Source organism: Neorhizobium sp. T25_27 (genome assembly GCF_002968565.1).
Lineage (GTDB): Bacteria > Pseudomonadota > Alphaproteobacteria > Rhizobiales > Rhizobiaceae > Neorhizobium > Neorhizobium tomejilense.
Genome location: NZ_PVBJ01000009.1, coordinates 14,169 through 32,102 on the forward strand (window position 1 = coordinate 14,169; position 17,934 = coordinate 32,102).

At 64.2% G+C, this 17,934-nt stretch carries 16 protein-coding genes; all 16 read left to right on the plus strand.

Features of this window, described 5'->3' with window-relative positions; translation table 11 throughout:
- Positions 1 to 17 precede the first annotated feature (17 nt).
- The 16 genes from C5J24_RS22360 (at position 18) to C5J24_RS22435 (ending at position 17,919) form a co-directional block, all read left to right on the plus strand.
- A complete protein-coding gene (locus tag C5J24_RS22360) occupies positions 18 to 656 on the plus strand; it encodes a DUF2460 domain-containing protein (RefSeq protein ID WP_105421097.1) in 639 nt (212 codons plus the stop codon).
- Positions 653 to 1,528 (plus strand): DUF2163 domain-containing protein, encoded by an 876-nt coding sequence (locus C5J24_RS22365; RefSeq protein ID WP_105421099.1) that lies wholly within the window; start codon positions 653 to 655, stop codon positions 1,526 to 1,528. The genes C5J24_RS22360 and C5J24_RS22365 overlap by 4 nt, the downstream gene beginning before the upstream one ends.
- Positions 1,525 to 1,965, plus strand: a complete 441-nt coding sequence (locus C5J24_RS22370) for an NlpC/P60 family protein (RefSeq protein ID WP_105421101.1) — start codon at positions 1,525 to 1,527, stop codon at positions 1,963 to 1,965. Before C5J24_RS22365 ends, C5J24_RS22370 begins: the two co-directional genes overlap by 4 nt.
- 329 nt (positions 1,966 to 2,294) lie before the next feature.
- Positions 2,295 to 6,086: a glycoside hydrolase/phage tail family protein gene (locus C5J24_RS22375; protein WP_105421102.1), complete on the plus strand. Its 3,792-nt coding sequence runs from the start codon at positions 2,295 to 2,297 to the stop codon at positions 6,084 to 6,086.
- A 20-nt stretch (positions 6,087 to 6,106) separates the two neighbouring features.
- Positions 6,107 to 6,319: a hypothetical protein gene (locus tag C5J24_RS22380; protein WP_046637563.1), complete on the plus strand. Its 213-nt coding sequence runs from the start codon at positions 6,107 to 6,109 to the stop codon at positions 6,317 to 6,319.
- Positions 6,320 to 6,435: 116 nt separating this feature from the next.
- Positions 6,436 to 6,702, plus strand: coding sequence for a hypothetical protein (locus C5J24_RS22385; protein ID WP_105405477.1), 267 nt, complete (start codon positions 6,436 to 6,438; stop codon positions 6,700 to 6,702).
- A gap of 50 nt (positions 6,703 to 6,752) precedes the next feature.
- A complete protein-coding gene (locus tag C5J24_RS22390; RefSeq protein ID WP_046628321.1) occupies positions 6,753 to 7,424 on the plus strand; it encodes a response regulator transcription factor in 672 nt (223 codons plus the stop codon).
- Complete coding sequence (locus C5J24_RS22395; protein ID WP_371674744.1) at positions 7,414 to 8,838, plus strand: ATP-binding protein; 1,425 nt, start codon at positions 7,414 to 7,416, stop codon at positions 8,836 to 8,838. Before C5J24_RS22390 ends, C5J24_RS22395 begins: the two co-directional genes overlap by 11 nt.
- A gap of 266 nt (positions 8,839 to 9,104) precedes the next feature.
- Positions 9,105 to 9,539 (plus strand): hypothetical protein, encoded by a 435-nt coding sequence (locus tag C5J24_RS22400; protein ID WP_105421427.1) that lies wholly within the window; start codon positions 9,105 to 9,107, stop codon positions 9,537 to 9,539.
- A 148-nt stretch (positions 9,540 to 9,687) separates the two neighbouring features.
- Positions 9,688 to 10,824 (plus strand): c-type cytochrome biogenesis protein CcmI, encoded by a 1,137-nt coding sequence (gene ccmI, locus C5J24_RS22405; protein ID WP_105421104.1) that lies wholly within the window; start codon positions 9,688 to 9,690, stop codon positions 10,822 to 10,824.
- Positions 10,821 to 11,306: a cytochrome c maturation protein CcmE gene (gene ccmE / locus C5J24_RS22410; RefSeq protein ID WP_105421106.1), complete on the plus strand. Its 486-nt coding sequence runs from the start codon at positions 10,821 to 10,823 to the stop codon at positions 11,304 to 11,306. Before ccmI ends, ccmE begins: the two co-directional genes overlap by 4 nt.
- The gene (locus C5J24_RS22415) at positions 11,303 to 13,291 is read left to right on the plus strand and encodes a heme lyase CcmF/NrfE family subunit (RefSeq protein WP_105421108.1); all 1,989 of its coding nucleotides are present in this window, start codon (positions 11,303 to 11,305) and stop codon (positions 13,289 to 13,291) included. The genes ccmE and C5J24_RS22415 overlap by 4 nt, the downstream gene beginning before the upstream one ends.
- 224 nt (positions 13,292 to 13,515) lie before the next feature.
- A complete protein-coding gene (locus C5J24_RS22420; protein ID WP_105421110.1) occupies positions 13,516 to 13,944 on the plus strand; it encodes a cytochrome c-type biogenesis protein in 429 nt (142 codons plus the stop codon).
- 132 nt (positions 13,945 to 14,076) lie between these two features.
- Positions 14,077 to 15,666 carry a Do family serine endopeptidase gene (locus C5J24_RS22425; RefSeq protein ID WP_105421112.1) on the plus strand — a complete coding sequence of 530 codons (1,590 nt, stop codon included), beginning with the start codon at positions 14,077 to 14,079 and terminating at the stop codon, positions 15,664 to 15,666.
- A gap of 156 nt (positions 15,667 to 15,822) precedes the next feature.
- Positions 15,823 to 16,500 (plus strand): response regulator transcription factor, encoded by a 678-nt coding sequence (locus tag C5J24_RS22430; protein WP_046628356.1) that lies wholly within the window; start codon positions 15,823 to 15,825, stop codon positions 16,498 to 16,500.
- A 27-nt stretch (positions 16,501 to 16,527) separates the two neighbouring features.
- Positions 16,528 to 17,919 (plus strand): ATP-binding protein, encoded by a 1,392-nt coding sequence (locus tag C5J24_RS22435; protein ID WP_172724116.1) that lies wholly within the window; start codon positions 16,528 to 16,530, stop codon positions 17,917 to 17,919.
- Positions 17,920 to 17,934 lie beyond the last annotated feature (15 nt).

Sequence of the window (17,934 nt, forward strand, 5' to 3'; positions counted from 1 at the left end):
GATGTTGCGAGGATGAGATGAGCAGTTTTCACGAGGTTAGGTTTCCGTTGCGCCTGGCGCTCGGGGCAACCGGCGGGCCGGTGCGGCGCACCGATATCGTCAATCTTTCCAACGGGCGCGAGCAGCGTAACCAGCGCTGGCGGGATTCAAGGCGCAGCTATGATGCCGGTTCGGGAGTGAAATCGCTCACCGATCTTTATGCGGTGCTGGAATTTTTCGAGGCGCGGGGCGGGCAGCTTTACGGCTTTCGGTTCCGCGATCCCGTCGACTGGAAATCCTGCGCGCCGGGCGAGATGGTATCGGCGACCGACCAATCGATCGGCACGGGCGACGGGGAGACCATGGCATTCCAGCTCGTCAAGACCTATGCGGATGGCGCGGGGAGCTGGACGAGGCGGATCGCCAAGCCGGTCACTGGCTCGATCGTGGTGTCGGTGGACGGCGTCGCAGTACCGGCGGAGGCCTGGTCCGTCGATGCGGCGACGGGGATTGTCACCTTTGCCGCCGGGCATGTTCCGCCGCTCGGGGCGGCGGTGCGGGCGGGTTACGAATTTGACGTGCCGGTGCGGTTCGACACCGACCGGATCGACGTCAACCTCGCGCATTTCGATGCCGGGCATATTCCGACCATTCCGCTAACGGAGGTTTTGGCATGAAAACGGTACCGGCTGATCTGGCCGAACATCTGGCGCAGGAGACGACAACTACCTGCCATGCATGGCGGGTGACGCGGCGTGACGGGGCGGTGCTGGGATTTACCGAACACGACCATGACCTGACATTTGACGACACGACCTTCCTGGCGGCGAGTGGCTTTTCGGCAAGCGAGGCAGAAGCGGCAACAGGGCTTTCGGCGGGTGCCGACGAGGTGGCCGGCGGGTTTTCGAATGCGGCGATCCGCGAGCGAGATCTGGCGACCGGCAGGTATGACGGTGCGCGGGTGGAGCTGTTTCTCGTCAACTGGGCGGCGCCGGACCAGCATGTGCTCTTGAACGTGCGGGAGATAGGCGAGGTTTCCCGCGCCGGCGGGCAGTTTCGCGCTGAGCTGCGCAGTCTGGCGCATCGGCTGAGCCAGCCGCAGGGACGCGTCTATAACCGGCGCTGTGACGCAAGCCTTGGGGATGCCCGTTGTGGTGTAAACCTGGATCTGTGGCGCGGCGAGGGGGCGGTGATCGCGGTGAAGGACGCGAGCCAGATTGTCGTCTCGGGCCTCGGCGGTTTCGCGAGCGATTTCTTTCGGCAGGGCGTGCTGACGTTTGCGGGCGGCGTGGCGGTCGATGTCGACTCGCACGAAAAGAGCGCGGACGGTTCGGTGGAACTGGCTTTCTGGTTGCCGCTGGAGGAACCGGTTGCGGCGGGCGACACGTTCACGGTCACCGCGGGTTGCGACAAGTCGTTTGCTACCTGCAAGAGGCGCTTTGCGAACCATCTGAATTTTCGCGGCTTTCCACATGTCCCGGGCGCCGATTTCGCCTATTCCTATGCCGACGGGGAGCGGGTCCACGACGGAGGCCCGATCTTCCAATGAGCGGCCATAGCGAGCGGGTCGTGGCGCTGGCCGAGGGATGGATCGGAACGCCCTACCGGCATCAGGGCGCAACGAGGGGCGTCGGCTGCGATTGCATCGGGCTGATCCGCGGGATCTGGCGCGAGCTTTACGGTGAGGAGCCGGAGACGGTGCCCGCCTATGCGCCCGATTGGGCGGAGCGGAGCGGTGAGGACCGGCTGATGGATGCGGCCTTGCGGCTGTTCGGGCCGGCAATGCAGATGAGTGAGGCAGAGCCTGGCGACGTCGTGCTGTTCCGCTGGCGGCCGGATTGTGCGGCCAAACATGCCGGGGTATTGGCTGGGCCGCGACATTTTATCCATGCCTATGAGCAATCGGCGGTGACGCGTTCCGCGATGGTACCATCCTGGCGGCGGCGGGTTGCGGGCGTCTATCGGTTTCCCTCGGCGTCTCATTGAAAAGAAATGCCGTTTGGAGTATCGTTCTGGAGTGGTGAGCGGGAGTACCAATCCCGCCCACCGTTTTGCTTATCTGTTGAAATTGATCCGGACGGAGAGAGACCAGCCCGTCCGGGTCACCTTCAAAATAAGCGTAATGCCAATCGGCCTGAGCCTCATAACATTACCTCCATTTTCGAGAGCAAGGCCCTTGCCTGGGTCGGCGCGGCCTATCCTCGCCGATACGCCGGCTGGCGCGGCGCGTGCTGCTTCTGCTCCCGAATTTTCTGACGCTATCACAATCTGAGCGAGCATCCAGTGGCAGCGCTGGGCGGCGGCGAGGTATTTCCATGGCCACTATCCTTTTCCAGGCGGCGGGTGCGGCGCTCGGCAGCGTGTTCGGTCCGGTCGGTGCGATCATCGGGCGGGCGGCGGGGGCGCTGGCCGGCAGCATGGTCGATCGGGCGCTGATCGGCGGCAGCGGCACGACTATCTCCGGGCCTCGTCTTGCGACTGCACGCATTCCGGGTGCGGACGAGGGTACGGTGATCAACCGCATCTACGGGACCGCACGGATCGGCGGCACGCTGATCTGGGCGACGCGTTTCGAGGAAGAGGTGACGCGCGAGCGCTCCGGCGGCAAGGCGACGAGCGGGCCGCGGGTGGAGACGTTCCGCTATTTCGCAAACCTCGCTGTCGGGCTCTGCGAGGGGCCGATCGCCGGCGTGCGGCGGGTCTGGGCCGATGGGCGTGCAGTCGATCTGACGGCGATCGAGATGCGGGTCTATCGTGGCGACGGCGAGCAATTGCCCGATCCGCTGATCGAGGCGAAGCAGGGCGAGGGCAATGCGCCGGCCTATCGCGGGTTGGCCTACGTCGTGTTCGAGCGTCTGCCGCTCGACAGTTTCGGCAATCGCATCCCGCTCCTGCAGTTCGAGGTGCTGCGGCCGGTGGGCAGGCTCGAACATCAGATACGCGCCGTGACGATCACTCCGGGCGCGACCGAACATGGTTATGCGACTGTGCCGGTGACGGAGAAGACCGGCGAGGGCAGCGCGCGCATTCTCAATCGCCACACGCTGGCATCCGGAACCGATTGGCAAGCGTCGCTCGACGAGCTGCAGGCGCTCTGCCCGAACCTCGAGCGGGTGGCCCTGGTGGTCTCCTGGTTCGGGACGGACCTCAGGGCAGGGCATTGCCGGATCGTGCCGGGTGTCGAGGTGCCCGAGCGGTGGGAGGAAAGCGCGGAGTGGTCCGTGGCCGGGATTTCGCGCGGCGGCGCGCATCTGGTGAGCCAACTCACTGGGCCGGCTTTCGGCGGCACGCCGAGCGATGCGAGCGTGGCGCAGGCGATTACCGACCTTAAGGCGCGTGGGCTGAAGGTCTATCTCTATCCGTTCGTGATGATGGATATCCCGCCCGGCAATGGCCGGCCGGATCCCTATGGCGGAGTGGAGCAGGCGGCCTTTCCCTGGCGCGGGCGGATCACCTGCTTTCCGTTGTCGGCGGACAAGACTGCGGAAGCGCGGGCGCAGGTGCAGGCTTTCAGCGCGGGTTCCGAGGGATACCGGAGCATGGTGCTGCATTATGCCGGCCTGGCGGCGGCCACGGGCGGGGTCGATGGTTTCATCCTCGGCTCGGAGCTGCGCGGGCTGACGCAATTGCGCGACGAGACGGGGATCTTTCCTTTTGTGCAGGAACTGGTTCGGCTTGCGGCGAATGTGCGGGCGATCATCGGGACGGGGACGAAGCTCACCTACGGCGCCGATTGGAGCGAATATTTCGGCTATCACCCGCAGGACGGTTCGGGCGAGGTGCATTTCCATCTCGATCCGCTCTGGGCTTCGGCGGATATCGATGCGGTCGGCATCGACAACTACATGCCGCTCGGCGATTGGCGCGACGAAGATCTTGTCGCGGAAAATCCGGATGGCTTTCGGCTTGCGGATGATGCCCGAGCGATGGCGGCGCAGATCGCTACCGGCGAGGGTTTCGACTGGTATTATGCGAGCGATGCGGACCGGCGAAACCGGCTGCGATTGCCAATTTCGGATGGGCTGGCGGGCAAGCCGTGGGTCTATCGTTACAAGGATCTCTTGGGATGGTGGTCGAACCGGCATCATGACCGTGTGGGCGGTGCCGAGACTGCAATGCCCACGGCCTGGGTGCCCGGCATGAAGCCGATCTGGTTTACCGAACTCGGGTGCCCGGCGGTCGACAAGGGCGCCAACCAGCCGAATGTCTTTACCGACCCGAAATCGGCCGAAAGCGCGCTGCCCTATTTTTCGAGCGGCGGGCGGTCGGACAGCATGCAGCGGCGGTTCCTGGAAGCGCATCATGGCTGGTGGCAGGGCCATGCGGCGCCGGCCGGCATGGTCGATCGGGACCACGTCTTCGTCTGGACCTGGGATGCCCGGCCTGTTCCGGCCTTTCCCGGCGATCTTTCGGCCTGGAGCGATGGCGGCAACTGGCGCACGGGCCATTGGCTCAATGGCCGGCTGGGAGGAACCACGCTTGCCGATGCGATCGCAGCGATCCTGACCGAGCATGGTTTTGAAGATTTCGACGTTTCGGAAGCGAGCGGCGACCTGACCGGCTACGTGCAGGGCGAGGTGACTTCCGCGAGGGCGCTTCTGGAGCCGCTGCTCGAGGTCTTTCAGGTGGATGTCGCCGAAGACGGCGGCAGACTGCGCTTCCGGTCGCGGCTGACGGCGAGCCTGGCGGCCAAGGAGATCGCCGTCATTGCCGATATCGAGGATGAGCCGCTGTGGTCGGAAAACCGCGGGCATGACAGCGATTTTGCGGCGGAGGCGGTGCTGACCTCCTACAATCCGAGCCTGGACTACGAACAGGCGGGTGTGCGATCGCGGCGGGCGCGGGCGGAAAGCCAGCGCATCCTGAGTTACGACCTGCCAGCCGTGCTGCCGGAGGAAACGTCGCTCGGTGCGGTCGAGACGCTGCTGCGCACGCACAGGGTCGCGAGGCGGTCGTTGAGTTTTGCGCTTTCGCCGGCGGAGATTGCCGTCGAGCCCGGCGATGCGGTGCGGCTGGCTCTGCCGGATGCCGCTGGCCCGGAGGGGACGTTTATCGTCGAACGGATCGAAGAGGGCGCAGCGCGGCGGATCGAGGCGCGGCACCACGCGCCGCTTGCGCCTTTGAACTATGTTGTCGGCGAGGGGCACAGGAATGGCGGCAGCGCCGTCTCCGACGCCTTTGCGCCTGTACTGCACTTTCTCGATCTGCCGCGGTTTGCGCCCGGCGAGGCGGCGAACTTCGCCCGCGTTGCGGGTTTCTGCCGACCGTGGCGGCGGATGGCGTTATCCTCCTCCGTGACGACGGAAGGGTATCGCACGCGCTCAGTGCTCGACCGGCCGGCAAGGGTCGGCATTCTGGTGGCGCCGCTTTCGGACGGCGCGATCGGGCGCTTCGATCGTGGTCTGACCATGAAGATCGAACTGTTTTTCGGTGGCCTGTCGTCGGCGGACGAGCAGGCGGTGTTGAATGGCGAAAACCGTGTTGCCGTGAAAGCGCATAACGGCGCCTGGGAAGTGCTCGGCTTTGCTGCAGCCGAAGAGACCAGCCCGAATCGCTGGTCGCTGTCGAACCTGTTGCGCGGGCTGGCGGGGACCGAGGATGCCATGTTGGCGGGCGCCGCAGCGGGTGCAGCCGTCGTCGTGCTCGACGAGGCGGTTGTGCCGCTGGGACTGTCGGCGGAGGAGCGCGGTTTGGCCATGAACTGGCTGGCGGAAAGCCTGGGGCAGGCCGGCGGACGTTCCGGCCCGCATGGCTTTGCGGGCGGCATGCGCGCCGAGACGCCGCTTTCGCCGGTCCATATCCGCGGCGAGCGGCAGGTCGGCGGCAATGCCCGGTTGACCTGGGTGAGGCGTGGCAGGGTCGAGGCGGACAATTGGGACGGGATCGAAATTCCCCTGGACGAGCCTGAGGAGCGCTATCGGCTCGAGGTGCTGGACGGGCCCGTCGTCAGGCGCATGGTCGAGGTGACGGAACCCACCTTCATCTATCCGGCGGCCGACGAGATTGCCGATTTCGGCGGTATCCAATCGAGCCTTTCGTTGCGGGTCCGGCAGATGGGCCGGGCGGTCCCGCTCGGCGTCCCGGCCGAGGCGGTCGTTGTATTCTAGGTTGAAACAAGGAGATAAACATGGATGGCATGAAGGTGTGGTATCAGTCGAAAACGGTCTGGGGCGGGTTGATTGCGGTCGCCGCCTCGCTTCTGCAAGTCACGGGTATTCAGCTCGGAGCAGATGTCCAGGCAGACCTCGCAGAGCTTGCGGTGACGCTGGCGGGGGCTGCCGGCGGGTTTTTCGCGATCTACGGTCGTATCGCGGCCCAGACCGGAATCAGGGGAAAATAGTCCCATGAAGGAAAGCATTACGGACCATTCATTTGCCATTCAGCCGCCTTTGGCTACATAATCCATCACATGCTTTGACATGAATCCTGTTTGTCTTGTGAGTGGAAATTGTAACCATGGCGCGACTGCCAATCATCGCGATATTGACCGCCGGCCTTGCCGGTTTCGCCGGCTTTTTGCCGGAAAAGGTCTCTGCGAGTGATTATCTCGTCCTCGTCGCAGGCGATTGCGGTTCGGCGGCGTCGCGCGTGGTGCGCGAAACCGGCGGGCGGCTTCTTTCCGCTCAGCCCTCCTCCGATGGCCAGACCTGTGTCGTGACGGTGCTCGTCCAAGGCGATGGCAATCAAAGACCGCGCAAGGTGACCGTCAGGGTTCCGATGTAAAGCGGCTCCGGCGGTGATCAGCTGCCGGCATATCATTCGAGGGGCGGTGCATGCGCATTCTGGTGGTCGAAGACGACGTCAATCTCAATCGGCAGCTTTCCGACGCCCTGAAGGAGTCGGGTTATGTGGTCGACCAGGCCTTCGACGGCGAGGAAGGCCATTATCTGGGCGAAACCGAGCCTTATGACGCGGTGATCCTCGATATCGGCCTGCCGGTCATGGACGGCATCACCGTCGTCGAGAAATGGCGTGCCGGAGGCAAGGGCATGCCGGTTCTGATGCTGACGGCCCGCGACCGCTGGAGCGACAAGGTGGCAGGCATCGATGCCGGTGCCGACGACTATGTCGCAAAACCCTTCCATGTGGAGGAAGTGCTTGCCCGCGTTCGGGCGCTGATCCGCCGGGCGGCGGGGCATTCATCCTCCGAAATCGTCTGCGGGCCTGTGCGGCTCGATACCAAGGCTTCCAAGGCGAGCGTCGAAGGCGTCGCCCTGAAGCTCACCTCGCACGAATTCAGGCTGCTGTCCTACCTGATGCATCACATGGGGCAGGTCGTTTCCCGCACCGAGCTTGTGGAGCATATGTATGATCAGGATTTCGACCGCGATTCCAATACGATCGAAGTTTTCGTGGGCCGGCTTCGCAAGAAGCTCGGTGTCGACCTCATCGAGACGGTCCGCGGACTCGGCTACAGGATGCAAGCGCCAAACGATGCGCCCTAAATTCCGGATGATCGGACCAAGATCGCTGACTGCCCGCGTGCTGCTTCTGGCCACGTTGTGGTCGGCGCTGGCTCTGGTGGTCATTTCGATCGTCATCTCGCAGCTCTACCGGCAGTCGGCCGAACGCGCCTTCACCGACCTTCTGCGCGCCCAGCTTTATAACGTCATCAACTCGATCACGATCGGTGACGACAACAAGCTCGCCGGCAGCCCTCAGCTCGGCGACCTGCGCTTCTCGCAGCCCGAGACCGGCTGGTACTGGATCATCGAGCCGCTCGGCACCTTTGCGGCCACGCCGCTGTCCTCCTCCTCGCTCGGCACCTCGAATATCAGCGTTCCCTCGATCCTGGCGGTACCCTTCAACAATCGCTACGAGCGCTTCTACCCCGCGATCGACGCCTACAAGAACCATGTTCTGGTCGCTGAAACCGAAGTCGTACTCGATGGCGAAGGCCGCGCCGCGCGCTTCCGCGTGTCGGGCAATCTCGCGGTTGTCGAGGAGGATATCCAGGCCTTTACCCGCAGTCTCTATATCGCCCTTGCCGTCTTCGGTTTCGGCAGTCTGGTCGTCAACGGTCTGGCGATTCTTTACGGGCTGCAGCCACTCGACGGCGCGCGGCGCTCGCTCGAAAAGGTGCGGCGCGGCGAGGCAGAGCGGCTGGAAGGCGAGTTTCCGCGCGAAATCATGCCGCTTGCGAGCGACATCAACGCGCTGATCGAAAGCAATCGCCGCATCGTCGAGCGGGCACGCATGCAGGTCGGCAATCTCGCCCATTCGCTGAAGACGCCGATCGCGGTTCTGCTCAACGAATCGCGTGCCGTCGAAAAGGTGCAGTCGGACATGGTGCGGTCGCAGGCGGAGGGAATGCAGGCGCAGGTGCAATCCTACCTGAACCGCGCGCGCATCGCCGCCCAGCGCGAATCGCTGCTTGCCCGGACCGAGCTCGAGCCGGCGCTGGAACGCCTGGTCAGGGTGATGCGACGGCTCAATCCGGAAAAGGAGTTCCACCTGTCGGTCTTTCCGCCGGGCGTGGCGCTTGCCATGGAACAGCAGGACGTCGAGGAGACGGTCGGCAACCTGCTCGAAAATGCCGCGCGCTTCTGCGAAACCGGCGTCTGGATCACCGCGACGCCGACATCAGGACCTCAATCCGGCGAAGGCGAAACCGCCCGACGCTCTTGGGTCGAGGTCGCTGTCGAAGACGATGGCCCGGGACTGGAGCCGGATCAGATCCATGAAGCGATGAAACGCGGCAGGCGCCTCGACGAGAGCAAGCCAGGCGCCGGGCTCGGACTGTCGATCGTGCGCGAGATCACCGGCGAATATCAGGGTTCGGTCGAGCTGACGCGCGGGGCGCGGGGTGGCCTGAGGGCGCAACTTCTGCTTCCGGGCATCGCCAAGGAAGGTCCGTGATCGTCCGTTATTCACAACACGGTCCAGCATGACTGTGGCGTAAGGGCAACATCGGCCTATTCCCTGCCGTTGCTTATGGACGGATGGATCGCCTGCTATATCTTTGTCGGAAGAGACATTTCTATATGTCTGCTAATATGCGGGGAGACTGAAAGATCGTCGGATTTGTGTGTTTTCCCAATGACGCCATAATGATGCCATGCCGGGACCGGACCAGTCTCGGCGAGATTTCCGAAGAAAACGAGCCGCGACCGGTTTCCGACACGATGCGATTATTGAGCCTTCGAAATACCGTTTCATCGCTTGTGGTTGCCGGCCTGCTGGCAGGCTGCGGCACGTCTTCAGGAGCGGGGACCGGCGGCACGCGCGGCCTGCTGACACCGCGGCCCTCGCCATCCACATCCTATATTTCCGCGCTGCAGGGCGGCATCGTCGGCCGCAGCGGCGCAACGCTTTCGTCAAGCGACCGTTCCCGCGCCCTCGAGGCGGAATATCGCGCCCTGGAAGGGGCGGCGGGCGGCGAGGTAATCACCTGGAAGGGTGACGACGCGAACGGCCAGGTGATCGCCAACGCCCCCTATCAGGTAGGCACCCAGAACTGCCGTCAGTATCGCCATACGGTAACCATGAATGGCCGCGACATGACGGCGCGGGGCGCTGCCTGCCGCAATTCCAACGGCACCTGGACGCCGCTCACCTGATTTCCTCCGCGGCCGTTTGACATGGGTCATGGCCGCCAGATCGGATCGGCCCCATATGCAGGCTTGAACTTGCGGCCAAAGGCCTCAAATTCGCGTCAACGCCGGCTGCGCTGTTGGAAAGCGCGGGCCGTTGCAGTATTGGGCCACTATGGTTTTATGGATCATCCTCGCAGCTCTGACGGCGGCCGTTGCGGCAATCCTCATCCTGCCTTTCGCCCGAGCCACCAAAACAGCGTCTGCTGACCGTGCCGGAGAGGTCGCCGTCTATCGCGACCAGTTGGCCGAACTGGACCGCGACCGGGCCCAAGGCCTGATCAACGCGGAGGAAGCGGAATACGCCCGCGCCGAAATCGGCCGCCGGCTGCTGGCCGCGGCCGGTGCCGGGGAGGGCAAGGAGATCGCCGCTCCGAAGGCGCGAAAATATGCGCTCGCCACCACTGTGGTCACGCTGGTTCCGCCCATCGTTGGGCTCTGTCTTTACCTGGCGCTCGGCAATCCCGGGCTGCCGGACCAGCCGCTTGAAGCGCGGCTTGCCAATCCCGGCAACAATGTCGCGCTGCTGGTCGCCAAGGCGGAGCGGCATCTGGCCGAAAATCCCAATGACGGCGCCGGCTGGGATCTGCTTGCGCCGATCTATTTCCGCTCCATGCGGCTTGGCGACGCCGAGATGGCCTATCGCAATGCGATCCGCATTCTCGGCCCCAATCCCGTCAGGCTCGCGGGGCTCGGCGAAACGCTGGTCGCATCGAACGACGGGATCGTCACCGAGGACGCGCGTTCCGCCTTCGAGCAGGCGGTGAAGCTCGATCCGGACAATCCCCGTTCACGTTTCTATGTCGGCCTCGGCTTCGAACAGGCCGGCAGGGCGGCAGAGGCGAGAGCGCAGTTCGAGACGATTGCCAAGGGCTCGCCGGCCGATGCACCGTGGATGCAGCTTATCAACCAGCATATCGTCAAGAACGGCGGCACCATCGTGACGGGACGGGACACGGCGCAGGTGCCCGGCAATCCGTCCCAGGCAGACGTCGCGGCGGCCGCAAACATGTCGCAGGGCGATCGGCAGGCGATGATCCGCGGCATGGTCGACAGCCTTGCGGAACGGCTGAAGCAGGACCCGAACAATCTCGAAGGCTGGGTGAGGCTGGTGCGCTCCTATTCCGTGTTAGGCGACAAATCCAGGGCCGAGGACGCCTTGAAGAGCGGCCTCAAGCAGTTCCCGTCATCGGGCGAGTTGGTGGCGCTCGCCAACGAGATGGGGATCACGGTCGAAGGAGTGGCGCAATGACGCGCAAACAGAAACGGCTGGCGGTGATCGCGGGCGGCATGAGCTTCATCCTCGTCGCAGTGCTGCTCGTCATGTTCGCCTTCAGCCAGTCGGTCGCCTATTTCTTCATGCCGGCCGATCTCGCCAAGGCCGATGTCAAGCCCGGCACTCGCATCAGGCTCGGCGGGTTGGTGGCCGAAGGATCGGTGAAGCGCGGCCAGGGTTCGACCGTGAGCTTTACGGTGACCGACGGAACCGGCAGCGTGCCGGTCACCTATACGGGCATCCTGCCGGACCTGTTTCGCGAAGGCCAGGGCGTGGTGACCGAAGGCGCGTTCGATGCGGCATCGCACGGTTTCGTGGCCGACAGCGTGCTCGCCAAGCACGACGAGAACTACATGCCCAAGGAAGTCGCGGACCGGCTGAAGGCGCAGGGTGTCTGGAACGAGGGCGAAGGCAACCAGAGCCAGCCCGATGGCGCCAAGGGGACGGCAACGAGATGATCATCGAGATCGGCCATTATGCACTTGTTCTGGCGCTCGCAACCGCGCTGATCGTTTCGGTTCTGCCGGTCGTCGGCGCTCGGCGCGGCGATGCCGCGATGATGGCGCTGGCCCCGACCGGCTCGCTGGTGCTGTTCGCGCTCGTGGCCTTTTCCTTTGGCGTGCTGACCTGGGCCTACATGGTCTCGGATTTCTCGGTTGCGAATGTCTGGGAGAATTCCCACTCGCTAATGCCGCTGATCTACAAATTCTCGGGCGTCTGGGGCAATCACGAAGGGTCGATGCTGCTCTGGCTGCTGATCCTGGTGTTCTTCAGCGCGCTCGTCGCTGTCTTCGGCCGCAATCTGCCGGATACGCTGAGGGCCAATGTTCTGGCCGTTCAGGCCTGGATCTCGACCGCCTTCCTGTTCTTCGTCCTCCTGACCTCCAATCCGTTCCTGCGCCTCGATCCGGCGCCGGCCGAGGGACAGGACCTCAATCCGGTGCTGCAGGATCTCGGCCTGGCGGTTCATCCGCCGCTTCTCTACCTCGGTTATGTGGGCTTTTCGGTCTGCTTCTCGTTCGCCGTCGCGGCGCTCCTGGAAGGCCGTATCGATGCCGCCTGGGCCCGCTGGGTGCGGCCGTGGACGCTCGCCGCCTGGACCTTCCTGACCGCTGGCATCGCCATGGGTTCCTACTGGGCCTATTACGAGCTGGGCTGGGGCGGCTGGTGGTTCTGGGATCCGGTCGAGAACGCCTCCTTCATGCCCTGGCTCGCGGGCACCGCGCTCCTCCATTCGGCGCTGGTCATGGAAAAGCGCGAGGCGCTGAAGATCTGGACCGTGCTTCTGGCGATCATGACCTTTTCGCTGTCGCTGCTCGGCACCTTCCTGGTGCGCTCGGGCGTGCTGACTTCGGTGCATTCGTTTGCGACCGATCCGACCCGCGGCATCTTCATCCTCTGCATTCTCGGCATCTTCATCGGCGGCGCCTTCGCGCTGTTTGCCTGGCGGGCGCCGATGCTGAAGGCAGGCGGCATTTTCGCGCCGATCTCGCGCGAGGGCGCGCTGGTGCTCAACAACCTGATCCTGACGGTGGCGACGGCAACGGTGCTGACCGGCACGCTCTATCCGCTCGTCCTCGAAACACTGACCGGCGAAAAGATCTCGGTCGGCGCACCGTTCTTCAACATGACCTTCGGCCTGCTGATGCTGCCGCTCCTGGTCGCCGCGCCGTTCGGGCCGGTGCTTGCCTGGAAGCGCGGCGATCTCCTGGGCGCCCTGCAGCGGCTCTATGTCTTCGCCGGACTGGCGCTGGCTGCAGGCCTTGCCTTCTTCTACATCCAGAATGGCGGGCCGGTTCTGGCGATCTTCGGCCTGGTGCTCGGCTTCTGGGGCATGATCGGTGCATTCGCCGATCTCTGGTATCGCGCCAATTTTGCCAAGGTCGGGCTGTCTGTCGGGCTGAGGCGCCTGGCTGGTCTGCCGCGTTCGGTGTTCGGCACGGCGATCGCCCATTTCGGGCTTGGCGTCACGGTGCTCGGTATCTTTGCTGCGACGACCTTCGGCACCGAGACGGTGGTCGAGATGAAGCAGGGTGCCTCCGTCGACGCCGGCGGTTATTCGCTGACCTATGACGGGCTGCGCGATGCGGTCGGCCCGAATTATACCGAGAGCCGCGGACATTTCGCCGTCAGCCGCGGCGGGGTCCAGGTGGCGGACGTCTGGTCGTCAAAACGGCTCTATACGGCGCGGCGCATGCCGACGACGGAGGCCGGCATCCTCACCTTCGGGCTCAGCCAGCTCTATGTCTCGCTCGGCGACCCGATGGAAAGCGGCGGCATGGTCGTGCGCATCTGGTGGAAGCCGTTCATTCTCTGCATCTGGGGCGGCGCTCTGGTGATGATGGTCGGCGGGTTTGTCTCGCTTTCGGACCGGAGACTGCGCGTGGGCGCGCCGAGCCGGAAGGCGAAGCCGGTCAAGGCCAGGTTGGAGGCGGCGGAGTGAACGTGTTTCAGCAGGCCGGTGCAGCAACCTCCCTCTTCTCCCCAGCGGGGAGAAGTGCCGAGCGTATGCGAGGCGATGAGGGGGCCTCACGGCACAAGTTATATGATTGGGTATCGATGGCTATGCCCCCCTCATCCGACCCTTCGGGCCACCTTCTCCCCGCGGGGGAGAAGAGGGGAGGATGCCGGTCCGCCGGCGCTCTTTTCCGATCCTTCCTACTTCTCTTGGCTCTCCTCGCCCCCCTCCCGGCTTTTGCCGTCAACCCCGACGAAGTGCTCTCCAACCCCGTGCTCGAGCAGCGTGCCCGAAATCTTTCGGCGCAGTTGCGCTGCATGGTGTGCCAGAACCAATCGATCGACGACTCCAATGCGGAGCTTGCCCGCGACCTGCGCGTGCTTGTGCGCGAACGGCTGGCGAACGGCGACACGGACGATCAGGTGATCGACTATGTCGTGTCCCGCTACGGCGAGTTCGTGCTCCTGAAGCCGCGGCTCAGCGCCAAGACGATGATCCTGTGGGCCACTCCCGTCCTGCTACTGCTGGTCAGTGGCGTGGCGATCCTGGTCTTCGTCCGTACGCGTCCCAGCCAACGCGCGGTTGCGGCGCTCTCCGCCGAGGAACAGGCTCGCATCGAAGAGCTTTTGAAAAAATAGGCGGCGCAAACATTACCAATATTTCATTCGTCCGCCACCTGCAGTTAACCTGCGAGCGCCTATATCTCTTGTCATCCACCGCCTGGCTGACCTCCGGCCAAAATGACTGAAGAGAAGAAGGTAGCTTAAAACATGCGCAATATCGGACGTCCCTCTCTGAAGACCGTCTTGAAGACCACCACGGTTGCTGGTCTTGCCGCGGTCATGCTCTCGAGCGGCATCCCGGCTCAGGTCACGCAGTCCCTTGCTGCTCCGGTCAGCGTCACCGCACCGCAGGCCCCGAGCTTTGCCGATGTCGTTTCGGCCGTTTCCCCCGCCGTCGTTTCCGTGCGCGTCCAGTCTGACGCCCAGCCCGTTTCCGATGACACCAGTTCCTTCAGTTTCGGCGGCCGCGGTTTCGACCAGCTTCCCGACGACCATCCGCTGAAGCGGTTCTTCCGTGAATTCGGCGGCCAGGTGCCGGGCGCTCCCGGTGCTCCGGGCGACCGCAACAACCGCAACCAGGATCGCGCCGACCGCAACGGCCCGCGGGGCCAGGACGGCAACCGTCCTCACCGCCTGCGCCCGGCGGCACAGGGCTCCGGGTTCTTCATCTCCGAAGACGGTTATGTCGTCACCAACAACCACGTCGTTTCGGACGGTTCCGCCTACACGGTCGTTTTGAACGATGGCACGGAACTCGAAGCCAAGCTGGTCGGCAAGGACAGCCGTACCGATCTCGCCGTGCTCAAGGTCGACGCCACCAGCCGCAAGTTCACCTATGTCAACTTTGCGGACGACTCGAAGGTCCGTGTCGGCGACTGGGTGGTTGCCGTGGGCAACCCGTTCGGCCTTGGCGGTACGGTCACCGCAGGCATCGTTTCGGCCCGCGGCCGAGACATCGGCTCCGGTCCCTATGACGATTATATCCAAGTGGATGCGGCCGTGAATCGCGGCAATTCCGGCGGCCCGACCTTCAACCTCTCCGGCGAAGTGGTCGGCATCAACACCGCGATCTTCTCGCCGTCGGGCGGCAATGTCGGCATCGCGTTTGCGATCCCGTCTTCCACCGCCAAGGACGTCGTTGCCGACCTGATGAAGGACGGCAAGGTGGATCGCGGCTGGCTCGGCGTGCAGATCCAGCCGGTCACCCAGGACATCGCCGATTCGCTCGGCCTGAAGGAAGCGTCCGGCGCTCTCGTCGTCGCTCCGCAGGAAGGCTCTCCGGGCCAGAAGGCCGGCATCAAGGAAGGCGACGTCATCACCGCCGTCAACGGCCAGCCGATCAAGGATGCCCGTGATCTCGCCAAGCGCGTCGCCGCCTTCGGCCCCAACACCAAGGTCGATGTCGACCTGTGGCGCGATGGCAAGGCGCAGAAGATCCCGGTCACGCTCGGCAATCTCCAGAGCGACGAAGCCGCCGCGGCCACGCCGAAGCAGCCCGACGCCCCGGCGCCCTCCAGCGACAAGGCGCTTGCCAGCCTTGGCATCACCGTCGCTCCGGCGGAAGATGGTTCCGGTCTCTCGGTCACCGACGTCGATCCGGATAGCGAAGCCGCTGCCCGCGGCCTGAAGACCGGGGAAAAGATCGTCTCGGTCAACAACCGCAAGGTCACCAGCGCCGCCGATGTCGGCAAGGTTCTCGACCAGGCCCGCAAGGATGGCCGCACCCGCGCGCTGTTCCAGGTGGCTGGTGAAAACAATACCAGCCGCTTTGTCGCCCTGCCGATCAACGAAGGCTGATTTCCCAAATAGGTCGCAAGGTCAGGGGCGCCGCCGGCAACGGTCGGCGCCCTTCTTCTTTCCATGGAGCGAGTGATGGAGACGGATACCCGATATTCTGCCGGCACCGCAGATTCCCGTAGTGCAAAGACAGGCGCGGACGCTATTGTCCCGCACATGAAGATTCTGGTGATAGAAGACGACTTGGAGGCGGCAGCCTACATGACCAAGGCCTTTCGCGAGGCCGGGATAGTGGTCGACCATGCAAGCGACGGCGAGAGCGGTCTGTTCATGGGGACCGAGAATTCCTACGACGTGATGGTCATCGACCGCATGCTCCCGCGCCGCGACGGGCTGTCCGTCATCAGCGAACTGAGAAAGCGCGGCGTCAATGCGCCCGTGCTGATCCTTTCGGCGCTCGGCCAGGTGGACGACCGCGTGACCGGCCTGCGCGCCGGTGGCGACGACTACCTGCCGAAGCCGTATGCATTCTCCGAGCTTCTCGCCCGCGTCGAAGTGCTCGGTCGCCGCAAGGGGACGCCGGAACAGGACATGGTCTACCGGGTCGGTGATCTGGAGCTTGATCGGCTGTCGCACGAAGTGAAGCGCGCCGGCAAGGAAGTGCTGCTGCAGCCGCGCGAATTTCGCCTGCTCGAATATCTGATGAAGAATGCCGGCCAGGTGGTGACCCGCACCATGCTGCTCGAAAACGTCTGGGACTATCACTTCGATCCCCAGACCAATGTCATCGACGTGCATGTCTCGCGGCTGAGATCGAAGATCGAGAAGGATTTCGAAAAGCCGCTTCTGAAGACGATCCGCGGTGCCGGTTACATGATCAAGGACGAGGGGTAAGCCGAGTTGCTGGCACGCGCCCGCCTGATGTTCCGCTCGACGGCCGTGCGGCTGTCGGCGCTCTATATCCTGCTCTTCGCCTTGTGTGCGGCATTCCTGGTCATTTACGTGACGGCGATGTCCGAACGGCTGCTGGCGCAGCAGACCCGCCAGTCGCTGCAGGAGGAAGTGCAGGAGATACAGCGCGCCTATGAACGGGGCGGCGTCAGCCTTCTCCTGCGGATGATGGAGCGACGGGCCCGCCAGCCGGGCGCTAACCTCTATGTCATCGCCGGTCCCAACGGCGAAATGCTCGCCGGCAACGTCGCCGCGGTGCAGCCGGGCGTGCTCGACGAGCAGGGCTGGACGGACATCCCCTTCACCTATGAACCCTATACGGAAGTGGACCGCCGCGGCCGGCATCTGGCGACCGCCAACGTCATCCGCCTCGACAACGGTCTGCGGCTGCTGGTCGGCCGCGATCTCGGCGATCCGAGCCGGTTCCGTGGCATTGTGCGCCGGGCGCTGATGGTGGCATTGGCCATCATGGGCGTCGGAGCGCTGGTGATCTGGTTCGGCATCGGCCGCAATGCATTGAAACGCATCGACCGCATGTCGGCGGCGAGCCAGAAGATCATGGCGGGCGATCTTTCGCAGCGTCTGCCGGTCGGCAAGTCCGGCGACGAATTCGACCGGCTGTCGGATTCGCTGAACGCCATGCTCGGACGCATCGAGAAGCTGAACGAAGGTCTGCGCCAGGTTTCCGACAACATCGCCCACGACCTGAAGACGCCGCTGACGAGATTGCGCAACAAGGCGGCCGATGCGCTGGGCGAGGATCGCGCGGATGTGCGCCGCACAGCGCTCGAAGGCATCATCGCCGAATCGGACCAGCTTATCCGCACCTTCAACGCGCTGCTGATGATCTCCCGTGTCGAGGCGGGCTCGATTGCTGCGGAAATGTCCGATGTCGATCTGTCGGCGATCTCCGCCGACAGTGCCGAACTCTACGAGCCGGCGGCGGAGGAGGCGGGACTTTCGCTCACCACCGAGCTCGAACCGGGTCTCGTCGTCACCGGCAACCGGGAGCTCATCGGCCAGGCGATCTTCAATCTCCTCGACAATGCGATCAAATATGCTTCCGAGGGAAGCCAGACGCCGAAGATCGGCGTGAAGCTCGCCAGGAGCGACGGCACGCTCAGGCTCTCCGTCTGCGACAACGGCCCCGGCATTCCGGCCAACAAGCGGGGCGAAGTGACCAAGCGGTTCTTTCGCCTGGACGAAAGCCGCTCCAAACCTGGCACCGGCCTTGGCCTCTCGCTGGTCGAAGCGGTGATGGAGCTGCACGGCGGGTCGCTGGAATTCTCCGCCACCGACGAGACGAATGCCGCAGCACCCGGCCTGACGGTCACCATGGTCTTTCCCGTGCCGAAGCCCTAAGTTTCGCCAGGGAAG